The sequence below is a fragment of the Fodinicola feengrottensis genome (assembly GCF_039530045.1).
GTDB lineage: Bacteria > Actinomycetota > Actinomycetes > Mycobacteriales > HKI-0501 > Fodinicola > Fodinicola feengrottensis.
In genome coordinates, this window is the sequence record NZ_BAAANY010000021.1 from 104,574 (window position 1) to 124,021 (window position 19,448).

General features: G+C 62.7%; 16 protein-coding genes and 2 pseudogenes. 10 read left to right on the plus strand and 8 right to left on the minus strand.

Going from position 1 to position 19,448, the window contains the following annotated elements:
* Nucleotides 1–25 precede the first annotated feature (25 nt).
* The gene (locus tag ABD301_RS27625) at nt 26–1,174 is read right to left on the minus strand and encodes an FAD-dependent monooxygenase (protein WP_344313329.1); all 1,149 of its coding nucleotides are present in this window, start codon (nt 1,172–1,174) and stop codon (nt 26–28) included.
* A 75-nt stretch (nt 1,175–1,249) separates the two neighbouring features.
* Between ABD301_RS27625 and ABD301_RS27630 the strand changes: the two genes are divergently transcribed.
* Nucleotides 1,250–1,876, plus strand: a complete 627-nt coding sequence (locus tag ABD301_RS27630) for a TetR/AcrR family transcriptional regulator (protein WP_344313330.1) — start codon at nt 1,250–1,252, stop codon at nt 1,874–1,876.
* 359 nt (nt 1,877–2,235) lie between these two features.
* On the plus strand, nt 2,236–4,689 hold the full coding sequence (locus tag ABD301_RS27635) for a M15 family metallopeptidase domain-containing protein (protein ID WP_344313331.1): 2,454 nt from the start codon (nt 2,236–2,238) through the stop codon (nt 4,687–4,689).
* Here the strand turns inward: ABD301_RS27635 and ABD301_RS27640 are convergent.
* Complete coding sequence (locus tag ABD301_RS27640) at nt 4,679–6,094, minus strand: S28 family serine protease (protein WP_344313332.1); 1,416 nt, start codon at nt 6,092–6,094, stop codon at nt 4,679–4,681. The genes ABD301_RS27635 and ABD301_RS27640 overlap by 11 nt on opposite strands.
* Nucleotides 6,095–6,334: 240 nt before the next feature.
* On the opposite strand from ABD301_RS27640, the gene ABD301_RS27645 reads away from it, so the two are divergent.
* The 3 genes from ABD301_RS27645 (at nt 6,335) to ABD301_RS27655 (ending at nt 8,991) form a co-directional block, all read left to right on the plus strand.
* Nucleotides 6,335–6,544 carry a DDE-type integrase/transposase/recombinase gene (locus ABD301_RS27645; protein WP_163571407.1) on the plus strand — a complete coding sequence of 70 codons (210 nt, stop codon included), beginning with the start codon at nt 6,335–6,337 and terminating at the stop codon, nt 6,542–6,544.
* 309 nt (nt 6,545–6,853) lie between these two features.
* Nucleotides 6,854–8,095 carry an HNH endonuclease gene (locus tag ABD301_RS27650; protein WP_344313333.1) on the plus strand — a complete coding sequence of 414 codons (1,242 nt, stop codon included), beginning with the start codon at nt 6,854–6,856 and terminating at the stop codon, nt 8,093–8,095.
* 440 nt (nt 8,096–8,535) lie between these two features.
* Nucleotides 8,536–8,991: a hypothetical protein gene (locus ABD301_RS27655; protein WP_163571401.1), complete on the plus strand. Its 456-nt coding sequence runs from the start codon at nt 8,536–8,538 to the stop codon at nt 8,989–8,991.
* Nucleotides 8,992–9,507: 516 nt separating this feature from the next.
* On the opposite strand, the gene ABD301_RS27665 is transcribed toward ABD301_RS27655, so the two are convergent.
* Entirely contained in the window at nt 9,508–10,053 is a 546-nt protein-coding gene (locus ABD301_RS27665) for an MFS transporter (protein ID WP_425551989.1), read from the minus strand.
* Between the two features lie 79 nt (nt 10,054–10,132).
* A pseudogene (locus ABD301_RS27670) lies at nt 10,133–11,197 on the minus strand (MFS transporter); the annotation flags it as partial.
* On the opposite strand from ABD301_RS27670, the gene ABD301_RS27675 reads away from it, so the two are divergent.
* Both ABD301_RS27675 and ABD301_RS27680 read left to right on the plus strand, forming a co-directional pair.
* Nucleotides 11,091–11,798 (plus strand): TetR/AcrR family transcriptional regulator, encoded by a 708-nt coding sequence (locus ABD301_RS27675; protein ID WP_344313335.1) that lies wholly within the window; start codon nt 11,091–11,093, stop codon nt 11,796–11,798. The pseudogene ABD301_RS27670 and the gene ABD301_RS27675 overlap by 107 nt on opposite strands.
* A gap of 229 nt (nt 11,799–12,027) precedes the next feature.
* Entirely contained in the window at nt 12,028–12,684 is a 657-nt protein-coding gene (locus ABD301_RS27680; protein WP_344313336.1) for an alpha/beta fold hydrolase, read from the plus strand.
* Nucleotides 12,685–12,727: 43 nt separating this feature from the next.
* Here ABD301_RS27680 and ABD301_RS27685 read toward each other — a convergent pair whose 3' ends face one another.
* Genes ABD301_RS27685 through ABD301_RS27695 form a run of 3 tightly spaced genes read right to left on the minus strand, consistent with a single transcriptional unit; the run spans nt 12,728 to nt 14,841 of the window.
* Nucleotides 12,728–13,786, minus strand: a complete 1,059-nt coding sequence (locus tag ABD301_RS27685) for a glycosyl hydrolase family 18 protein (protein ID WP_163567062.1) — start codon at nt 13,784–13,786, stop codon at nt 12,728–12,730.
* Nucleotides 13,787–13,835: 49 nt separating this feature from the next.
* Entirely contained in the window at nt 13,836–14,453 is a 618-nt protein-coding gene (locus tag ABD301_RS27690) for a glycoside hydrolase family 3 N-terminal domain-containing protein (RefSeq protein ID WP_279579306.1), read from the minus strand.
* Nucleotides 14,410–14,841 carry a glycoside hydrolase family 3 N-terminal domain-containing protein gene (locus ABD301_RS27695; RefSeq protein ID WP_344313337.1) on the minus strand — a complete coding sequence of 144 codons (432 nt, stop codon included), beginning with the start codon at nt 14,839–14,841 and terminating at the stop codon, nt 14,410–14,412. Before ABD301_RS27695 ends, ABD301_RS27690 begins: the two co-directional genes overlap by 44 nt.
* A 1,109-nt stretch (nt 14,842–15,950) precedes the next feature.
* On the opposite strand from ABD301_RS27695, the gene ABD301_RS27700 reads away from it, so the two are divergent.
* The 3 genes and pseudogenes from ABD301_RS27700 to ABD301_RS27710 all read left to right on the plus strand — a co-directional run bounded on the left by ABD301_RS27700 (nt 15,951) and on the right by ABD301_RS27710 (nt 18,505).
* Nucleotides 15,951–17,078: a PucR family transcriptional regulator gene (locus ABD301_RS27700; RefSeq protein ID WP_344313338.1), complete on the plus strand. Its 1,128-nt coding sequence runs from the start codon at nt 15,951–15,953 to the stop codon at nt 17,076–17,078.
* A 623-nt stretch (nt 17,079–17,701) separates the two neighbouring features.
* A pseudogene (locus ABD301_RS27705) lies at nt 17,702–18,016 on the plus strand (ArsR/SmtB family transcription factor); the annotation flags it as partial.
* Nucleotides 18,017–18,022: 6 nt separating this feature from the next.
* The gene (locus ABD301_RS27710; protein ID WP_279579315.1) at nt 18,023–18,505 is read left to right on the plus strand and encodes an SRPBCC family protein; all 483 of its coding nucleotides are present in this window, start codon (nt 18,023–18,025) and stop codon (nt 18,503–18,505) included.
* 464 nt (nt 18,506–18,969) lie between these two features.
* Here ABD301_RS27710 and ABD301_RS42550 read toward each other — a convergent pair whose 3' ends face one another.
* Entirely contained in the window at nt 18,970–19,392 is a 423-nt protein-coding gene (locus tag ABD301_RS42550; RefSeq protein WP_390623914.1) for an SAM-dependent methyltransferase, read from the minus strand.
* Nucleotides 19,393–19,448: the final 56 nt, after the last annotated feature.

The window sequence follows — 19,448 nt, forward strand, 5'->3', positions numbered from 1 at the left end:
GGGTCAGATACAGCTCTGGGATTTTTCAGCTGCCCGTACGAGATGCGACTTTTCGCCGCGGCACGCGTGGGAGCAGTCCAATGGCCAGGTTTCGGGCTGTGATGCCGAAGTTCGTCGATGGCACGAGCAACGCGCCGGCGAGCTGGAAGCCGCGCTGGCGTGCGGTGACCAGCGGTCGGTGGTGTTTTTCGTACGCACGCAAGGCAATCTCGTGGTCGTCAGGGGTGGCCGCGAGGGCGTCGGCGAGAGCGTGGGCGCCGGTGATAGCCAGGCTGGACCCGTCACCGAACAGGGACACGCTGGTTGCCGAGTCACCGACGAGGCTCACCCGGCCTCGCGACCAGGTGGGCAGCCGGACCTGGCTGATCGCGTCGAAATAGAAGTCGGTCGCCGCGCGGACGCGGCCTGGCAAGTCAGGCAGGTCCGGCAAATCCCAGTCGCCGTCCCGATAAGCGGCGATGACGATCTTTTTGTGCCGTTCGGCGTCCCGGTGGTCGAAACCGGGGATGGCCGGCCCGCGGAACATGAACGCCGCCCCGGCCTCGCCGTGCAGCGGGTGCACAGCCACCGATCGGCCCGGAATGTTGTGCATGACGACCGCGCTGGGGTCGGCTGCGGTGCGGTGCAGCGGCATGGTGGCGATGTAGAGGCCCAGGTGGCGTACGCAGTCGGCTTCCGGGCCGAACACCAGGCCGCGCACCCCCGAATGCAGCCCGTCGGCGCCGATGACGAGGTCGAACCGGCGCGCTGCGGCCCGCTCGAAGGTCACGTCCACGCCATCGGTGTCCTGGCGCAGCGCAGTAATGGTGTCGTCGAACAGAAACTCGGCGTCGTCACGGACTGCCTCGTACAAGATCCTCGCGAGGTCGGCGCGCGGCACCTCAAGCGCGTCGCCACTGGGCCGGCCGAGTCCCAGCGGACCGATCCGGCGGCCGGTGGCGGTGACGAACGTCAAGCCCGGCACCCGCGTCGCAGCGGCCCGCAAGTGCGGCATCACGCCCATCCGCTCCACCACCGGAACGGCGGTTCCGCGTACGTCGACCGGATTGCCGCTGGAGCGCTGCCCCTGCGCCCGCTCCACGACGGTTGGTCGGAATCCGTGGCGTACCAGCCAAAACGCCAGCGTCGAGCCGGCCACGCCGGCACCGGAAATCAGTACGGTGCGTTGTCTCATGTCGTCATCATAACCGCACTCAATGCAAAATTGCAATTGATGCTGATATGCACTCGTTGCGGTACGCTGTGCGGCATGTCCTCCTCGACCGGCAGCGGCCGTACTTTGCGCGACCGCAAGCGGGACCGCACCCGCAGGGCGATCCTCGACGCCGCCGTCGACCTTTTCGAGCGCCACGGCTATCACGGCGCGACCATCGCGGACATCGCCGCGGCCGCCGAGATCGGCACTCGTACGTTCTTCAGCTACTTCGCCAGCAAGGAGGAACTGCTGTTCCCCGATGGCGACGACCGGGTGCGGGCCGCCCTCGCGGCCATCGAGGCGCGTACGCCCGACGACCGCCCTGCCGATCTGTTGCTGCGTGCGCTGCACGAGGTCGGCGCGCCTGACGGCGAGCCGGACGACCTGGTCGATCGAGTCGCTGCCTTGCGACTACGTCTGATCATGAGCGTGCCCGAGGTGCGGGGACGCGGGCTTCAGCTGCAACTCGACGCGCAGCGCGAGATCGCCATCCACTTATGCCAGGCATTTCCCGACGACTTGGATAGCGTCAGCGCCGGCGCGCTGGTGGGCGCCTTCATCGGCGCGGTCACCGGCGCACTCCAGGTGCTCCTCGACGATCCCGCCGCACTCGAGAAACCTGACCTGTTGCGCCAAAAACTGTGGCAGGCGACCGAAGTCGCACTCCGCCCCTGGCGATAACTCCGCCGCGGCCCTTACTACCCGCGGCGTTACCTCGACCAGATCCCCGCGGGTTTTGCGATCACGGTTGCCCATAAGAGCATGTGGCACAGCCACGGCACGCCCCTGGAGTGAGAGCTAACGGGGAGGGCGGCCTTATGCAGCGGCATACAGGTAAGAATGACGATGAGCGGACGAGTGGGCAGGATGACCGTACGAGGTCCGCGAGTTCGGACGGTGTGAGCGACCACCGACGAGTACTTGCCCTGCAGAGGTCCGTGGGCAATACAGCCACCGCGGCATTGATCGGCCGAATGCGCGGGCGTACCGATGCGCCGCTTGCGCAACGACCGCCAGCCGAGCCCAAGCTGGCTGAAAGCGTGCCTCTGCAGCGCGATGTTGGCTGGCCAAAGGCAACCGGCTGGAACAAGACTGCCCGGACCATCGACTCGAAGCACTCCATGGTCCGCATCCCGCTTGCCGGGCTGGCCAAGCAGAACCAGGATCCGTCGCCGAACAAGGAGAAGACCGACGAGGAGGCCGCGGGCGAGGCCATCGTCTGGCTGCGCCCTGATCTGGACGTGTCGAAGGAGGTTCTGGTTCTTGTTCATCTGCACGGGTTGACCGACCGAAGCGCCGATCCGTTCGCGGGCTATCGGGAGAACAACGCCGACCCGAAGACCGAGGAGTCAGCTGAGGCGCGGAAAGTCGCGAAGGAGAAGAAGGGCTTCGTCAACCCGCTCGCCCACAAGGTGCGCGACGTCGAGCGGGACCGCATCGGCCAACAGGTTGAGGCGGTCGAGGACGAGAGCAAGGTTGCGGACCGGCAACTCATCGCAGTGCTGCCGCAGGGCACGGGAAAGAGTCAAAAGAAGGGCGAGCCGCCACAAAAGCCGGGCTTCGGAAAGAACTTCGACGCCAACGCCACGGTAGACGAGGTGCTTGATCGTCTTGTCCAGGAGAAGCTGCTCAAAGGCGCGCCGAAACAGACTTCCATCGTCCTGTCCGCACACAGCGCGGGTGGATCGACCGTGGCCAAGACACTCGAGGCTGGACATACGGACAGGATCGGCGGACTGATCCTCTTCGACGCGCTCTATGGCAAGGCCAACGAGAAGGACCCGACGAAGACCGACTCCCCGCAGCGCGACCAGGTGATCAGCTGGGTCGAGGCGAACTGCCACTCGCTCGGCCGCGTACTTCGGGATTCCACCAAAACCGCCCAGGAGAAGGACACAGCCGTTTATGCACTACCTGGGGTGCGCGGCTACTGGGAATCTGGGTACGCGAACACCTACAGGGACCTGCAGGCGCGGCTCAACGCCGTCGTCACCAAGGAGATCCCAGCCGACTTCCGTGCGGCAGTGAACGCGAAGTTTGTCATCACCCAGGTGAAAACTACCCATGACCAGATTATCGGCGGCAACGCGACGCCCGGCGTGTCATCGGGCCCGATGCAGGACGCGCTGCACAGCCGGAAAGACTTCGTCGCGCCGGCGGTGGCCCGCCAGATTCAGCGAAAGACACCCGGCGGCCCAACTCCCGCGAAGACGGCCGCGACCGTAAAGCTGACCTGGAAGGGCGAGCTGAAGAACGCCGCGCAGCTGCAGCCCGTACTGGACCGGCATCCGGAAGACCTCACCGCGGACATCGTTGAGAAAGGCCATACCGTCGAGACGGCCGACACCACGGCCACCTTCGACGTGCCACCGACACCCGCATCGCACACGTACACGGTCGCGCCGAAGGCCGCCGCGCCGGACGACTACTACCTGCCGCACAGCAGGAAAGTCGCGGTCGAGGCAGGTAAAACCACCGAAGCGGAGGTGACACTTCCGTACAACAGGAGCAACGTCCGGTTCACCGAACGGACCTGGAAAGTCGCCGGGATCGACGTGGCGAAGGGAAACAATGTCAAGGCGGCGACGCTTTTCGGCCGGTCGGTGGGCGGCGGGCTGAACGCTCTGACAAGCCCGCGAGTCGCCGCCGCCAACGCCTGGTTCACCGGCAACGCCAGCCCGGCCGAGCAGGCGGCGGCGACCGGGTCCATCGTCTCGATCACCGGCCAGGTCAAACGTACGCAGTCCCGCGGCACGTACAGCAACCATTCAACGGGGGTCGCCATCGACATCAACCCCCGTGAGGACAGCATGCAGAACTGGCATGTCAAAAAGGACGACAAGCACCACGCCAAGGCGATGAAGCTGTTCAACACCGTCGTCTCCCAGCCGTCGCTCCTCGATACCATCGCGACGGCGCTGGCCCAGATCGTGGTACCGGGTGTGGGCAACCTGTCGGCGTTCAGGAACTTCGACGTGTGGACGGAGCGCGACCGTGACCGGCTGCTGGCGGCCTCGCACCGCTTCACCACGTTCTTTCCGGACTACCTGGCCAAACTCGCGACGCAGGCCGACCCAGCGGCGACTGTCGCCCCGACCGCGAGCACCGTCATGGCCCTTTCCGCCACCGAGCTGAAAGCCCTGGCCGCCAGGGCGAGAGCAGGGAGGAAGGCCGATGTCTCGGCAACGCTGACCGACATCGCCGACGTGTGGTACGAGGTACGCGCCTGGGTCGGCGGCTTTGTGATCACGAACAAGAACGACAGCAACGGCGAGGCGAAGGGCATGCTCCGCGGGGACTTCGACAACGCGAAGACCACGGATCCAACACTGCGCAGCAAGGGCGAGCTGACCGGGATGATCAGCCTGCACCCGGCCGTCGTGAAGGCGCTGACCGAAGGCGGCTGGTCATGGATGGTCGACTACCCGCATGACAACGAGAAGGACTTCATGCATTTCGAGGACCGGACGGCCGAGACGGACCTCAAGACCTGAGCGCCGGTGCGGCGGTGGCCGTCGTCTGGTCGGCCTGTGTGAGGCCGGCCCAGCGCCGCAGCGTGGCTACCGCCTGGTCGTGTTGGGGTGCGGGTAGTACGGATATCAGGGCGGCGATGTGGTCTTGACCCGCGACGTCGTACCAGTACGAGTCGCGGCTGCCCGGCCCGAGGCGGAACGGTTTCGCGCCCCACGGATCGTTCGCGGCGTACAGGAACATCAGGTGACAGCTGCTGGTACGAACCCAGCGGTCGATGTCTGGCATGACGGTCGGGTCGAACGCCGGCACGGGTATGTCGCGCGGAACGAACTCAGGCTGACCGTAGACGCCCGGGTACCGCAGGCCCGTGAGGTAGCTGAACGACGGGTACGGCCCGCCCAGTTGGGTACTCGCCTGATAGTGATAGGGGACGAACTCATTGGTGTCGGTGCTCTCGTCGCTGTTCGAGCTGAAGTCCTCGACCGAATCGATGTAGGCGTAAACAGCCTCGGTCGACGCAGTCCGATCGGGTATGCCGGCGCAGTCGTTCACCGTGTGGGATTGCCAGAACGCCCAGCGGAAATGCAGGATGTTGCGCTCATAAGCGCGGTCCATGGAGCCGAATACGGTGTAGTGCAAATTCCTGGCCGTGGCGGCCGCCGCCATGAGTTTCTCCATGTCGGCGCGGCGATCCAACGCTTCCTGCTGGAGCCCGTTGAGCGCCGCGCGGCACTGCGGAGTTCCCACCGTGGCGAAGAACTCGTCATAGGCGCTGTTGTCGTTGACGTCGGTATTGTCCGGCGCCACATAGGCAACTGTCGCGTCGACGTCGTACGGATAGAACCGGCGATGGTAAACGGCCGTCATGCCGCCCTTGCTTCCGCCGGTCTCGATCCACTTACCGTGATAGATCCGCTTGAAGGCGCTCACGATTGTGTGGTGATCGGTTGCCGCCTGCCAGATGGTGAGTTTCGACCAGTCGGTCGGCACCGGGCGCGAGGGAGAGAAGTACCGCTGCTCGACGGAGAGCTGGTCGGCGTCCAGGATCGTGGTCGGCTCGGACAGGGCAGCTGGCGCCTTGTACAGGTTGTAGCCGGTGGTGAACAGCACCATCGGACGGTCGACGGACTTGTGCAGCAACCACAGCCGTTGCTCGAACGTCCCCTTTTCGGGGTGGTGGTGATCGATTGCCTGCCTGAATTCCAGGTCGTAGTAGCGATAGTTGGGTTGAGTCGGCAAGACCTGGTCACTCACGACGGTCAAGCCCGGGATAGCGCTCAGCTCGGCGGTGATATCACCGGGCGGCCCGTCGAGGTGGCCGGCTGGCGGGGCGCTGGCCGCGGCCGTGGTACCACCCGCCAGACACAAAATCGCGAGTAGCGATATGACCACGCCACTCACCAATCTACGTCCGTTGATTTGCACGTGATCTCCTCCAGAGACCGATCTTCGGTCACTTTGATGCGGCATAGCGGCAACTTGCGCGGCTCGCGTAGATCCTTCGCGCGAGATCCGTCCGTACACGGGAACACACAGATTTCCGACGCGCCTCACCGACGGGAGGATCTAGCACTAAAGGACGTCCCAAAGGGCGGTTCACATTGTCAATCAGCGCGGGAATATGTCCCCATGATGCCGGGCTGTCGGCCGTATCGGCGGACAACCGTGTCGGCAGCCGAGCCGAGCACCCTGCTTGACCTGGTTGGGCGCCAGTTCAGCCCGGCGGCACCGAACATGGTGTGGTACGGGGACATCACCTACGTCAAGACGTGGAACGGACGGGCCTACATCGCCTCGGTGATCGACGGCTACTCCCGCAAGGTGGTCGGCTGGCGATCGAGAACCACATCTACTACTAAGCCGGGCGTGTCGTAGTGGACAACAAACGCCGTGGAGTGGGCAAGGGAGTTTCCTTCGATACCCAGTCATTGGCGAGGGGTGTGACGGATGTGAGTTTTGTCCCACACTCACAGATGCGGCGTTGTGGCGGTCTCTACCGGAGCGGGAAACGCTGGTTTGGATCTCTGTCGTGACTCTCATAGCCGGGTTCCGGCGCCATTCTCACCAACTTGCTTAGGGCTTGAACGCGCGCGCTCCGAGTTTTACTGATGTGATTGAGAAAATGACGACGTTCCGATCGTACGAACTCGATCTTTTTGACGGTGATAGCGGTAGAATGGTGTCATGGCCGCCGGCGATGACGTCACAGATCCAGAGCTCTGGATGTGTAAACCCAGGCAGTTGGCCGATTTGCTGCGTGCAGCCGAGCAGGACATTCGACGGCGACAGGCGCGGGCGTTGGACATTGTCGCGGCAATTCATCGGAACCGGGTCGGCAAAGCACTCGGACATGACAACACCATGAGACTGCTGCAAGACAATCTGCTGTTGTCCCCGACCGAAGCTGGTCGTCGCCTGAAACGGGCATTGAACCTGTGCACCAGCCAAGCCCTCACCGGTGAAACCCTCGCACCCAAACTTGGTCTTGTCAGTGACGCTATGCGCAGAGGTGAACTCGCGGATTCCCAAATCGACACGATCCTGGGGATCGTGAACAGGCTCCCCGCCAGGGTGAACATCGAAGAACGCGAAAACGCCGAAGCTTCCCTGGTGGAACACGCGAAGAGCCACCCCACCCGCCGCCTCGTCGAACTCGGCCAACGCATCCACGACCACCTCGACCCCGACGGCCCAACACCGTCCGAACAGGAAAACGAAAAACCGCGCCGCGAACTGTCCCTACACACCGGGCGTGATGGGCGACTGAATTTCCGGGGCTCCTTCGACGGCGAAACGGGCACCCTGCTCACCGAAATCCTCAGCCCACTGGCCAAACCCCACCCCACCCAAGACGGCCGCCGAGATGAACGGTCAGTTTCCCAACGCAACGGTGACGCGCTCGCCGACGCGCTCAATCTTGTCGCGGACTCCGGGAAACTCCCCATCCAAGGGCAGGAACGCCCTCACCTCACTATTACCCTGGACTGGGAATTGCTCCGGGAACGTCTCGGTGTCGCGTACGCACACACCGGCATCGCTATCTCTCCAGAATCCGGTCGTCGGCTCGCCCGCGACGCGGACATCACCCCGATGCTCCTGGGCCGCAACAGCGTACCGCTCAACGTCGCCCGCACCGAACGACTCATCCCCGCGCACCTACGAAAAGCACTCATAGCGCGAGACAAAGGCTGCGCCAGGTGCGGTCGACCACCCCGCTGGTGCCGCGGCCACCACGTCACGCACTGGGCCGATGGCGGCGATACCTGCCTGGAAAACTGCGTGCTCCTCTGTGATTCCTGCCATCGCCTGATCCACCACAGCGACTGGGAAGTACGCATCACCGACGGAATCGTCGAATTCATCCCACCCGCGTACCGAGACCCCGAACGAAGACCCATCCGCGGCATCAACCAACTCGCCGCATAAACAGACCACCCGGCCGCCGGGCACCACCACGCCCGGCGGCCCACAACGCTACTCGCCCCCGAGGGCTCAAGCGAATAATTTTCTACTAGTAACCCGACTGGCGTGCCATAGATCAGCATTCGGCTTGACAGCGGTGACTGTCGCGGCCAGCGCGCAATCGTAGATTCGTGGCATTTCCTTTGGGCGGGACGCGGCGACAAAGAACGTTGCCGCGAAGGCCTGGGACGATTGATCCGGATTTGTTCGCCCTGTCGCCGTTCAGGTTGACGGTGAGGAACCAGCGGAACACGGCGTACCCAGCTGCGATGGCGACCTGGCAAGGCCATGACAACGGAATAACAACGGCATAACAGCGGCGTGGAACCGGTATCTAGTTCAATCAGTGGGTCCGTATAGGCCCGCGCTATCGACTCCAAACTCAATGTCAACCTCAAACTCACATGGAGATTCGTTTGTTCATCAGAAAAGCCGTTACTGCGCTCGCGTTGCTCGCGGCGTGTAGCATGCTGACCTTTACGATACCAACATCCGCCGACGCAGCTCAAATCTCACATGTCAGCGCACAGGTCGCACCGAATCGCGTCGTCAACCATCAAGGCAAAGCTTCTATCGTCGGTCTGACACTCGATGACAATGCCGTTGGTAAAGCGAATGCGATCGGCGCCATCACGGAACTCAGCTTCAAGGGGCATTTCAACTTCAGGGGACCGGGCGGATACAATGAGAACGAACCACCCAGAGGAGAAAAACAGTACTCGGCCAACCAAGGGGAACTCGTCGAGTTCATTCCGCCTAAAAATGCCCCCACTGGTTCCTTCTGGTGCGTAACTCTCTACCAGTTCAATAGCCCTGGCAATTACACCACACTCGACGACAACTGCGTAAAGGTCCCCTGACCGTTCGGCGGACCTAGCGGGCCTGACCGGAATCGCAGCGCACCAGGAGATCACGTGCAATTCGCCGCCGGTGTCGATCGCACGGATCGGCACCGGTGGGTTGACTAACTGTTGACAAACACCCGCGCACCCGCCGCGAACGTCCGTGTCGGTGAACGTCTTTGCAGTCACTGGCAGAAGAAGTCTCGCTGACTCCCGCGAAGCCCTTGGCCAGCTGCCCTGCGTTTCCCGTCCCGGCACACCCGGCCGCCACTAGCGCGTACGGGCGCGGTATGCCAACAACCGCGCCGCGAAGGACATCCTCATCGCGTGCTGCGACTTCTTTGGCCGGTTTCCCCGACGCGGTCCGCTCGATTTTTCCCAACACTGTCGCGAAAACCTGTGTCGTGCATTACCTCGACTTTCGGGTTAGGCTGATCGGAGGGAAATTGTTGGCAAGCCTGGATATTCCCCGCGCATAGCCGAAGTGGCGGTTGTGAGCGGACCGCGGCAGCGTGACGGGTATCCAGCGCGGGCTCAGCTTTCCGAACGAGAGGTCCAGTCCGCGTGAGGCGCGGGTTTCGCGGTTTCTGGTGTGCTGGTCACGTTCTGTTGGTGGAGACGGCGTGAGGGCGTCGGCGTGCGTCCTTTCATCACGAGGGCGAGTAGCCCCGCGAGCACCGTCGCCACGCCTGCCGTGAGCAGCGCCAGGTGCTGGCCGGCGACAAGTGCAGATGTGGCTGGTTTGCCCGCAGTCAATGCGAAGTTCGCGACAGCGACGAGTCCGGCGAGGCCGACCGCTCCGCCGATCTGCTGGGAGGTGGCAGCGAGCGCGGAGGCAACTCCCTGTTCAGCGGCGCTGACCCCGGAGGCGGCGGCGGCGAACATGGCCGGGAAGGTGGTGCCGGCACCGATTCCCCAGACGACCAGGCCGGGCACCACTGCCCAGAACGATCCGTGTACCGACATGCCGGCCGCCAGCAGGATCAGTCCGATGCCATTGGTCACCATGCCGGCTAACAGGGTCATCGGTAGACCCCACCGGCGGATCAGCGGTGCGGTGAGTCGTAGCGAGGCAGTCATGGAGACCAACGTGAGTGGCAGGAATGCGAGTCCTGCGGCCAATGCGCCGTATCCGAGCACGTCCTGCAGATAGCTGGTGAAGAGGTAGTACGCGCCCAAGCGAACTCTGGAAGATCAGGATGACGAGCATGGCGGTCAGCAGGCTGCGGTTGCGCAGCAGCGCCAGCGGTGCAAGGGGGTCCCGTACGCGCCGTTCTACCAGCAGGAACGCCGCGAGCAAGGTGACACCGGACACCATCGCGCCGGCGCCACGGACCGACGCCCAGCCAGCTTCCGGTCCACTGACCAGGCCAAAAACCAGAAGGGATGAACCAGTTGTAGCCAGCAGCGCGCCCAGTACGTCAAAACCGCCGGCCTGTCGGCGGGAGTCGACGGCCAGGACGAGCGGCGCTAGGAGCGCGGCCGCCAAGGCGATCGGGGCCATCACGAACAGCACCGATCGCCAGCCCCATACGTTCGTCAGCACGCCCCCGAGGACCGCGCCGGCCGCCAGGCCCGCGCTGCCGCAGGCGCCCCAGATCGCCAGCGCGCGGTTGCGCGCGGCGCCTTCGGCGAAGCTGGTGTTGATCAGCGAGAGGGTGGCCGGACTGAGCAGTGCCGCGCCGACGCCCTGCACCGCACGGGCGGCGACCAGCGTTGCGGTTCCGCTGGCGAAGCCGCCTACCAGGGACGCGGCGCCGAAAAGCAGCAGTCCCGCGACGAACAGCCGGCGGGCGCCGAGCCGGTCGACGGCGCGGCCGCCAAGGAGCAGGAAGCCGCCGAAGCCCACCGCGTACGCGGTGACCACCCACTGCAACGTCTGGGGCGTGAAGGTGAGAGCACGGCCGATATCCGGCAGTGCCACGTAAACGATGTTGTAGTCGAGGGCGATCAGGAACTGGGCGAATGCCAACAGGGCGAGCCGCGGCCCGGTCCGCTGTGAGGGTGCCACGAGATTGGGCTCTTTTCGAGGAGGCGATGGTGAACGGCATGCAATCACCACACGGCGTTCAATGTTTGCATGCTGAATAGTAGCTGAGGGTTGTAGAGTGTCAAGGGTGGAAGACGTGAAGGTGAGCCGGCGAGAGCGACTGCGCGCTGAGGCGGTGCGGGACATCAAGGCGATCGCCATGAAAGAAATGGCCGCTGGCGGTCCGGCAGCCATCTCACTGCGGGCGATCGCCCGTGAGATGGGAATGACCGCGGGTGCTCTTTACAGCTATTTCGACACCCGCGACGACCTGGTCGCCGCGCTCATCGCCGAGGTGTATACGGCCGTCGCCCAGCGACTGGAAGATGCGCGGGACTCGCGACCTGAGCGGGACCTGGCCGGTCGGATAGTGGCCGTTGGCGAGGCGTATCGGCGGTGGGCGGTCGGCAGCCCCGACGAGTTCCGGCTCATCTACGGCGATCCCATTCCTGGCTACCAGGCCCCCACCAACCAGGCGACCCAGGCCGCCGAACATCGCGCCTGCCTCGTCCTGACCGGCCTGGCGTACGCGGCGTGGCCGCAGGCCAAACAAACGCAGGGTGGCGGGGTCAGATGGTCAGACCTGCGCCCGGAGTTCGTGGCGCTGATCCGTAAGACCTACCCGGACCTGTCCGCGGGTGCCGCCGCGATGGGGTTCCGAATCTGGGGGCGCATGTACGGGCTCGTCGCCTTGGAGGTCTACGGCCACTTGTCAGCCCAACTGGCCGAACCCGGCCGGATCTACCATGCCGAGTTGCTTGACTTGGCCAGATCACTCGGACAGCCGACTCCATAGGCCGCGTTTTGCTGTCCATCAAAGGCTAATCCCGCTCCAAAGTACGTCGTCGCCGCGCCAATGGCGCGACCGGCTGGTACGGACCCGCTGGCCCCCAAAGGCGCACGGCGCGGATCCAGCGGACGCCTTCCACCTTGTCGTGCCCGCACTGCCCGGATTTGGCTTTTCCACCCCACTTTCCGGCCCCGGCTGGAACCACCGGCGGATCTCGACAGCGTGGGCCGAACTCATGCGACGCCTGGGGTATCAGCGATACGGCGCACCGGGCGGCGACACCGGTTCGGTCGTGTCGCCCGAGCTGGGCCGGGTGGCACCCGAGCACGTCGTCGGCGTACACATCAACGGCGGGCTGGCGTTTCCGAACGCGCGACCGGAGGATTTGGTCGGCCTTTCACCGGTCGAACGGGCCCGACTGACCGGCGCTGAACGACTGCGCGCGGATGGCACCGGATATGCCGACATCCAGGGCGCCCAGCCGCACACACTCGGTCTTGCATTGAATGATTCGCCAGTCGGCCAGCTCACCTGGATCGTGGAGAAATTCAAGGAATGGACCGGTCCCGCGCGCGAACTACCGGAGGATGCGGTGTCGCTTGATGAGATCCTGACCAATGTCACACTCTACTGGCTGACGGGCACCGGAACGACCTCGGCCCAGCTTTACTACGAGAACCGGACGGCCCAACCGACCTCGACCGAGCCGTCCGGCGTACCCACCGCGGTCGCGGTCTTTCCCACCGATCCGGCGATCCGCCGGATCCTCGAGCGCGAACACCGAATCGTTAGGTGGTCCGAATTCGACCGAGGCGGTCATTTTGCCGCAGCTGAGGCACCGGACCTGCTCGTGGACGACATCCGCGCGTTCTTTCGTACGCTGCGTTCTTGATCACGGTCACCGATGAGGATTCGCACCTCCTGCGGAGCAGATGTCAGCGACGAAAATATGCATCGAAGGTCCGTTGAAACTCAAAATGGTTGAAGGAATCCCAGTTAATGGACCAGGTCATTAGTCCGCGCAAACTCGGGTGTGGTCGATTTATGGCGTAGCTGCCGCAGCGCTGCCCTCGCATGAGGCAGTCCAATACCTGATCCTGTGCGCCAGGCGGAATCCAACCGCGACGGGCTGCATGCGTGTTCGCCGGCAGGCCAACCACCACCTGATCTGCACGCAAACCGGGGAAGAATGCGTTCGTGTCACCAGCCACCGTGAAACCGGTAAGCAGCATGTCGGTCATGGCAATGGGGAAGTCCGCGTCACCCATCTGATGCGTTCGATTGTCGGAACCGAGAATGGGGTCCGAATTGTAGTCTTGAACTGCGAGAACCGTGAGGTCATCACGAAGAGCGTAGATAATCGGCAGGAAGGCGCCTGACCGTGCATCCCGGGAGTTGTCCCTGCCCGGCCCGTACACGGAGTGGCCTAGTTGCACGCCCAAGGTCTCCGGAGCCATGGTCAGCACGAATTGCCGGCCGTAATGAGATTTGAGCCGCTTGAGCGCCGAGATCAGGTTGATCACGACTTTAGTTGTCGGATGCCTGAAGTCGACGTCGTCGCCGTCCAAGGCAACTGACTGTTGTTCAAAGTCCACGTCAATGCCGTCAAGCCCCCATCGATCGACAATCGCCCTCACGGAGGAGACAAAGTTGTCAACGTCACTGGCTGAGGTTAGCCGCACCTCGCTGTCGCCACCACCCAGAGAGATCAAAACCTTTTTGCCTTTTGCTCGCTGAGCTTGTATGCCGGCAAAAAACGCTTGGTCATCCTCGAAGCCCGCGCAAGTCCCGACTGCGCATCGCGTCAATGTCATCGTTCCGTGGCCAGCTGAACGAGCGAAGGCGACATTGATAATGTCCCATCCATCAGGCACGTCATTGATCGGCAGATATCCAGCGTCGTTGCCGAAGCTAGAATGCAAAAAGCCAATCAACGCATGTCGCGGCAGGTGCTGTACGGCAGCTTGTGCCGGCCGGCTGGTTCCGCCTGACACGAATACCAGCACTGCGATGCAAATCAGGCTGAGAGTGCGCTCAAATTTTCTACCTCGTAGACTCGTCGATGGACCGCAAAGCACACGCTCGATATGGCGTGAGGTCATAGAATTGCCCTTCGGAAAGAGACACCAGCACATATTCAATCAAAATCGAACAGTCAGGCAGAAAAGGTGGCGGCTGACGTGTCCAGCCTGGCGACCAGGCGGCTTCCCGGCCGGCCAGCCGCAAGAGCCGGCGAGCGTGCTCGCGTACGACATCCTCGGCGACCTCGCCAGCTTGGACGGCGGCCAACAACTGATCACCCCACGGCCCAAGCGGCCCGGGCATCACCAGATCCAGGCCACTGTTGGCGGACGGCACCGTGGTCTTGGTCGCGAAAAAGTCAGACATCACCATCCCATCCCAGCCCCACCGTCCTTTAAGGACGCCATGAATCAGGTCGCCATGCTCGGTCGCCGCAATGCCTTTGACATCGTTGTACGCGGCCATCATCGTCCACGGATTCGCGTCCTCCACGGCGATTTCGAACGGCAGCAGGTAAATCTCGTTCAACGCCCGGTCGTCGACCACCGAGTTGACCGTGAGCCGGTCGGTTTCAGCTTCGTTCGCCGCGAAGTGCTTAAGGTACGCGCCGACACCGAACGACTGCAATACCTCGCACACACGCGGCGGCGATCCGGCCAGTCAACAATGGATCTTCCGAGTACGCCTCGAAAAGCCTGCCGCCCAGCGGCGTTCGGTGCAGGTTCACGGTCGGTCCAAGGACGACGTGCACCCCGAGCGCTCGCGCTTCCTCGGCCAACAGCCGGCCGACGCTCTCCCCGACTTCCTCATCCCAAGACGAGGACAGCACCGTCGCGTTGGGCAACAGCGAGACCTTACGCCAGCCATCGACGCCAGAGCCGCCGCGCACGCCGGTCGGCCCATCCAAGAAGCCCATCGCCTCCAGCCCGATCGAGTCCTCACCGGGTAGATTGGGCATCCCGGCACCCGTGAGCAGCCGGATCACCTGATCCAACCTCAGACTGCTGAGAGCCCCTTCCAACTCCACACTCACTCCTTCGAAGCTTGTCAAAATGCGGCACGCCCCTCCGAGAGCTAATATGTCGAGCCACGGTTACGACTACTCGTCAGTTCGGTCGCAAGGGCCAGCCGGCGTTTCGCTCCCGAGAGACATTCGCGAACCAAGCGCACTCATACCGAGATCTTCACAACTTATTCTGGTCCCAACCATTTTCGCGCTGCCAGATCCGGTAAGCACACCGAGGACATCGAAGTAGTTGGAATGACCAAAACTGCGATACGTCTCGATATCCTGAACGGCCTGCTGATTGATCTCCACTGACGCACAGGGTGTCTTATCCAAGCCGTGTAGATTCTCCAACACGTTCAAAGAAAAACGATTCGGTCGGGTCCACCACCAGGTGCCAACCCCTTGCCCGGTCACTCCTTCGCCAAGCCGCGATGCAGAATAGACTTCGCCACCTATAGCGAAGGAGAAAATGGCCGTATACGTGTACGCCGAAGTCCGGACGGCGACATTCCAGACGCCGGCCGGACTGAGATGCACGCTCACCTCCGAACAACAGGCGAGGTACCCGCCGCCGCGGCGACAGTAACCAAAATCAGTCCCGGCGCCATCGAAACAACTGGTTGCGCCAAGGCGGTAAGCCTTACAAAAACGGAATGCGTCACTCCTCGCTCACATCGCGAAAATGGCCATATTCTCCGCGTCAACGGTCACCAGTTCGCCAGCCGCTACGATGCCGCTGCTGACCGCACTTTCACCTAACCTCATGCGACGCTTGCTGTGTATTGTCAACGTGCGCAAGGTCGCCATCGCCGAATCACCAAGGTCGACAAAAGCGACTATCCGTGGTCGCACTGGAGCAGGCCTCTCCAGCTCGATACGCCGCTTGCGATCTCACTCGTCCCCCACGTGCGAATAATCCCAATCGCCCCATCTGTTGACTTCCACAGAAACAGCCCTTAAGCTGCAGGAAATCGATATCTCAGACCAGTCGGGTTCGGTAGCCGTAGACAGTCACTGGAGTCACGTGACGACTGCCCAGCCAGTTCGTGACTGATGGCCGGAGCGGTGGGGATTTGGTCAGCTTTCTTACGGCGGTGGAACGTCGCCGGGATGTCACTGTGATGGCCATGCATGACGCCTTGGTTCTGAAGGTGCCCAAGTACGCAGTGCTGGCGAAGCAGCACGATGCGGAGCTTGTGGACGAGCTGCACTATGTGGCGCGCAGGATGGTCGAGTCAGCGATTCACCATCAGCCGCTTGGCAAAACCGATCTCAACTTTTTCCGGGACGTGGGGCGTGAACGTGCCCGAGCCAGGTTCTCTCCCGATGATCTGCGGGCGGGTATGCAGTTGGCATACCTCGCGGGCGCGAGCGACGTGTCCGTGCTTGCGGACACGTCCAACCACGTCGATGTGACTACATACTTCGCGCACGCAACCCGTGAACTTGGCCAACTTGCACGAGTTGCCGACGTTGCCTGTGCGGCCGCACTGGCCGAGATGGATGGCGGCAAGCTCGGAATGGGACTGCTCGTACGGCACCTGCTAGAGGGATCATCTCCAGATGCCACGGCAGCTGCTCTCGGTGTGACGCTACCGGCCGGCTATCTTTTGCTCCTGTGCCGGCCGAGGCCTTACGGTAGTCGCCAGAAAATCCACCCCATGGTCGCGGAGCGGTTGCTAGCACGTGTTCCGGGTGCGCTTTGTCAACTCCGAGCACGATCCGAAGAACTTCTTCTCCTGTTACCGATTACTGAGGATACGCTGCGTACGGTGCGAGCAACAGGGTCCGATCTCACTGCCGAATTGGCAGCAATCATGGGAAACCTGCACGTCTTGGAGTCCGTCGCGGCGAGCCCACAGGCCGTACCTGCCGCTTACGCTGAAGCCAAGAATTCAATCGCATTGATTGCGGCGATGCCGGATGCAGAGAACCGCCCCTATCACGTGAACGAGTTGCTGATCGAGTCGACAATCTCAGCTCAACCTGCGCTACGTCGCAAGCTGGCCGGCCTACTTGAACCACTGGATCAAGGCAAAGATCTCCGGCGCACGTTGGAGATCCTGTTCGCGTGCGGCCTGGACCGGGAGAAGACCGCAAAGAGACTCTACATTCACCGCCGCACGCTCACCTACCGACTCCTGCGAATCCGCACACTAACCGGCTTTGATCCCGCGGCAGCTCACGGCATCCAAGTCCTGCGCTGCGCCCTGACCGCTGCCCGACTCCCGGCGTCTTTACAGGACGCCACCTAAGCTCTAATGTAGCCGAACCCACAACTCGCTCTCGAATTGCAGCTACTGGCGAGAGCGAGCTAGAAACGAAGTTCATCGACAATACTCTTTCGCCGGATCGCAGATCGGGACCACGTTCGGCCGTAGATCGCTGTGTACCCAACTGACAAGGACCAGTTCACGCTGGTTGCGATCGCGATCCGCTACGGAACGTTGGAAGGCATGGAGCAAGTCCTTCGGCGTTTCGACAGGACCCGGTCACCAAAGCGGCCGGCGGGACCCAACCCGGACAAACTTACGGTCCAGACGAATTAGCTGCCTTGTGGACCAAGCGCGACAGGCGTTCAACCCAGACACGATCCTTAATCAACTCGGCCTGAACAATCGCGCCGAACCTGGTCATTGCCCTAGTTGCAATCATGGATCCATGGCGCGCGCTACTGGCGATGACCGTCGGTATGCCAGCGGCAGACTGGTCAGTGGGAGCGCCTGTCGGCTAGCGACACCCTTGCTCGCTGTCGTAGTCGGCCACGACATCGCTCCTTCGGAGCGCACCGCCAAGGTTGATCGCCTCCTTGCCATGTCCCCAGAAAGGCCTGTTGTCGGACTTGACATCGACATCGGTAAGTCGTAGCTTACCGTTTGTGGGAACTTACCGAGGACTTGACGGATGGGACGTACTCGGCGATCCAAGCCGACGACTCATCGTCGCGAGCCTGGCCGAACGACCACAGGCCGTCGGCGAACTCGCCCACGCCTTGCCGATCAGCCGACCAGCGGTCTCCCAGCACCTCAAAGTGCTCAAGACCGCCGGGCTGGTCACCGACCACGCAACCGGCACCCGCCGGATCTACCAGCTCAATCCGGCGGCCGTGGCCGCCCTACGAGATCAACTCGACACATTCTGGAACCGCGCCCTCGCCGGCTACCAGGACACCGTCGAAGAACAACCCGAGGAGAAATTCATGACCCAGGCAGCCCCAGCAGTCGTACGCAAACACACCATCGTCGACGCGTCAGTCGAGAAGGCTTTCGCCGTCTTCACCGAACGGTTCGGCGATTTCAAACCTCCGGAGCACAACCTCCTCGGAGTAGCGATCGCCGAAACCATCTTTGAACCCAAAGTCGGCGGCCACATCTACGACAAGGGAACGGACGGCAGCGAATGCCGCTGGGCGCGCGTTCTGGCGTACGAGCCGCCAGAACGGGTGGTCTTCAGCTGGGACATCGGCCCGACCTGGCAGATCGAGACAGACCCAGACAACACCAGCGAGGTCGAGGTCAGATTCGTCGCCGAAACCCCGCACCGCACGCGAGTGGAACTCGAACACCGCCACATCGACCGCCACGGCGACGGATGGCAGGCCGCCAGCGACGGACTCGCAGACGACGCCGGCTGGCCGCTCTACCTGGCCCGCTACGCCGCCCTCTTCGCCGAAGACAACTAAACGGGCCGAAAGGCGCCGGCCACCGACGTTCGAGGGCTTTGGCATCACCACAGCAAAATCCCACGCAACACCGCCGGCCGGCGCCACCCTGAGCTAGGGCGCCTGCGCCTGGCGGTAAAGGCTGCATGTCTCCGATCGAGGTAGAGGCTGTAATCGTGGACGGCCCCGCCTGATACCCGTCCGCGCGAACGCGGGCTGCCGTTTTGTGGCAAGAAGTGCGCCAACTGTCGACCACCAGCCAAAATCGGGCGCGGACGATAAACAATGCCGATTGGAAGACCCTCCAACAAGTACGCAGGTGGCATCGCCCGCGATCGAGATGCACGGGGAACATCGCTGGACCGTTAAGAGGCTGAGATGACCGCGGCAACGATCCATCAGCGGCGCTAAAGGAAGTACGAACAACCTGACTCGGTCGATTGCCATGACGTCTCACCTGCCTGGCATATTGCCAAATTCCGAGCTTATGGTTTGCGTCCGACTCCGCCCAAGCAGAGTTGGCCCACATCAGACGGCACGCCTAGGCTAGGGCCGGAGGGCCACCATGCTCCAATAGGTACGATTCCAGGATCGATCAACTCCAGCCCATCAAAGAACGAACGAATCTCCTCTGACTGGCGAAAATGCAGAGAATGGAAGGAGTCCTTGAACTTCGCCTCCAGCTTCTCAGCAAGATCGGCAAGGCGGCTGCCATCTCGCGGGTTGCTCGCATGTGACATCACAAGATACGACCCAGACGGCAGAGCAGCGACGTACTCACCAACGATCCGGCGGGCCTCGCTAGTGCTCGAGATATGGTGAATGACCAGGCCCATGATCAGCCCGACTGGTCGCTTCAGATCCAAATTTCGGATCAGCCAGGGATCACTAAGGAATTGGAATGAAATAACATTTCAAGTTGGCTGATTATTTGGTATTATGTCGGGGTGCCCAAGGATCGATC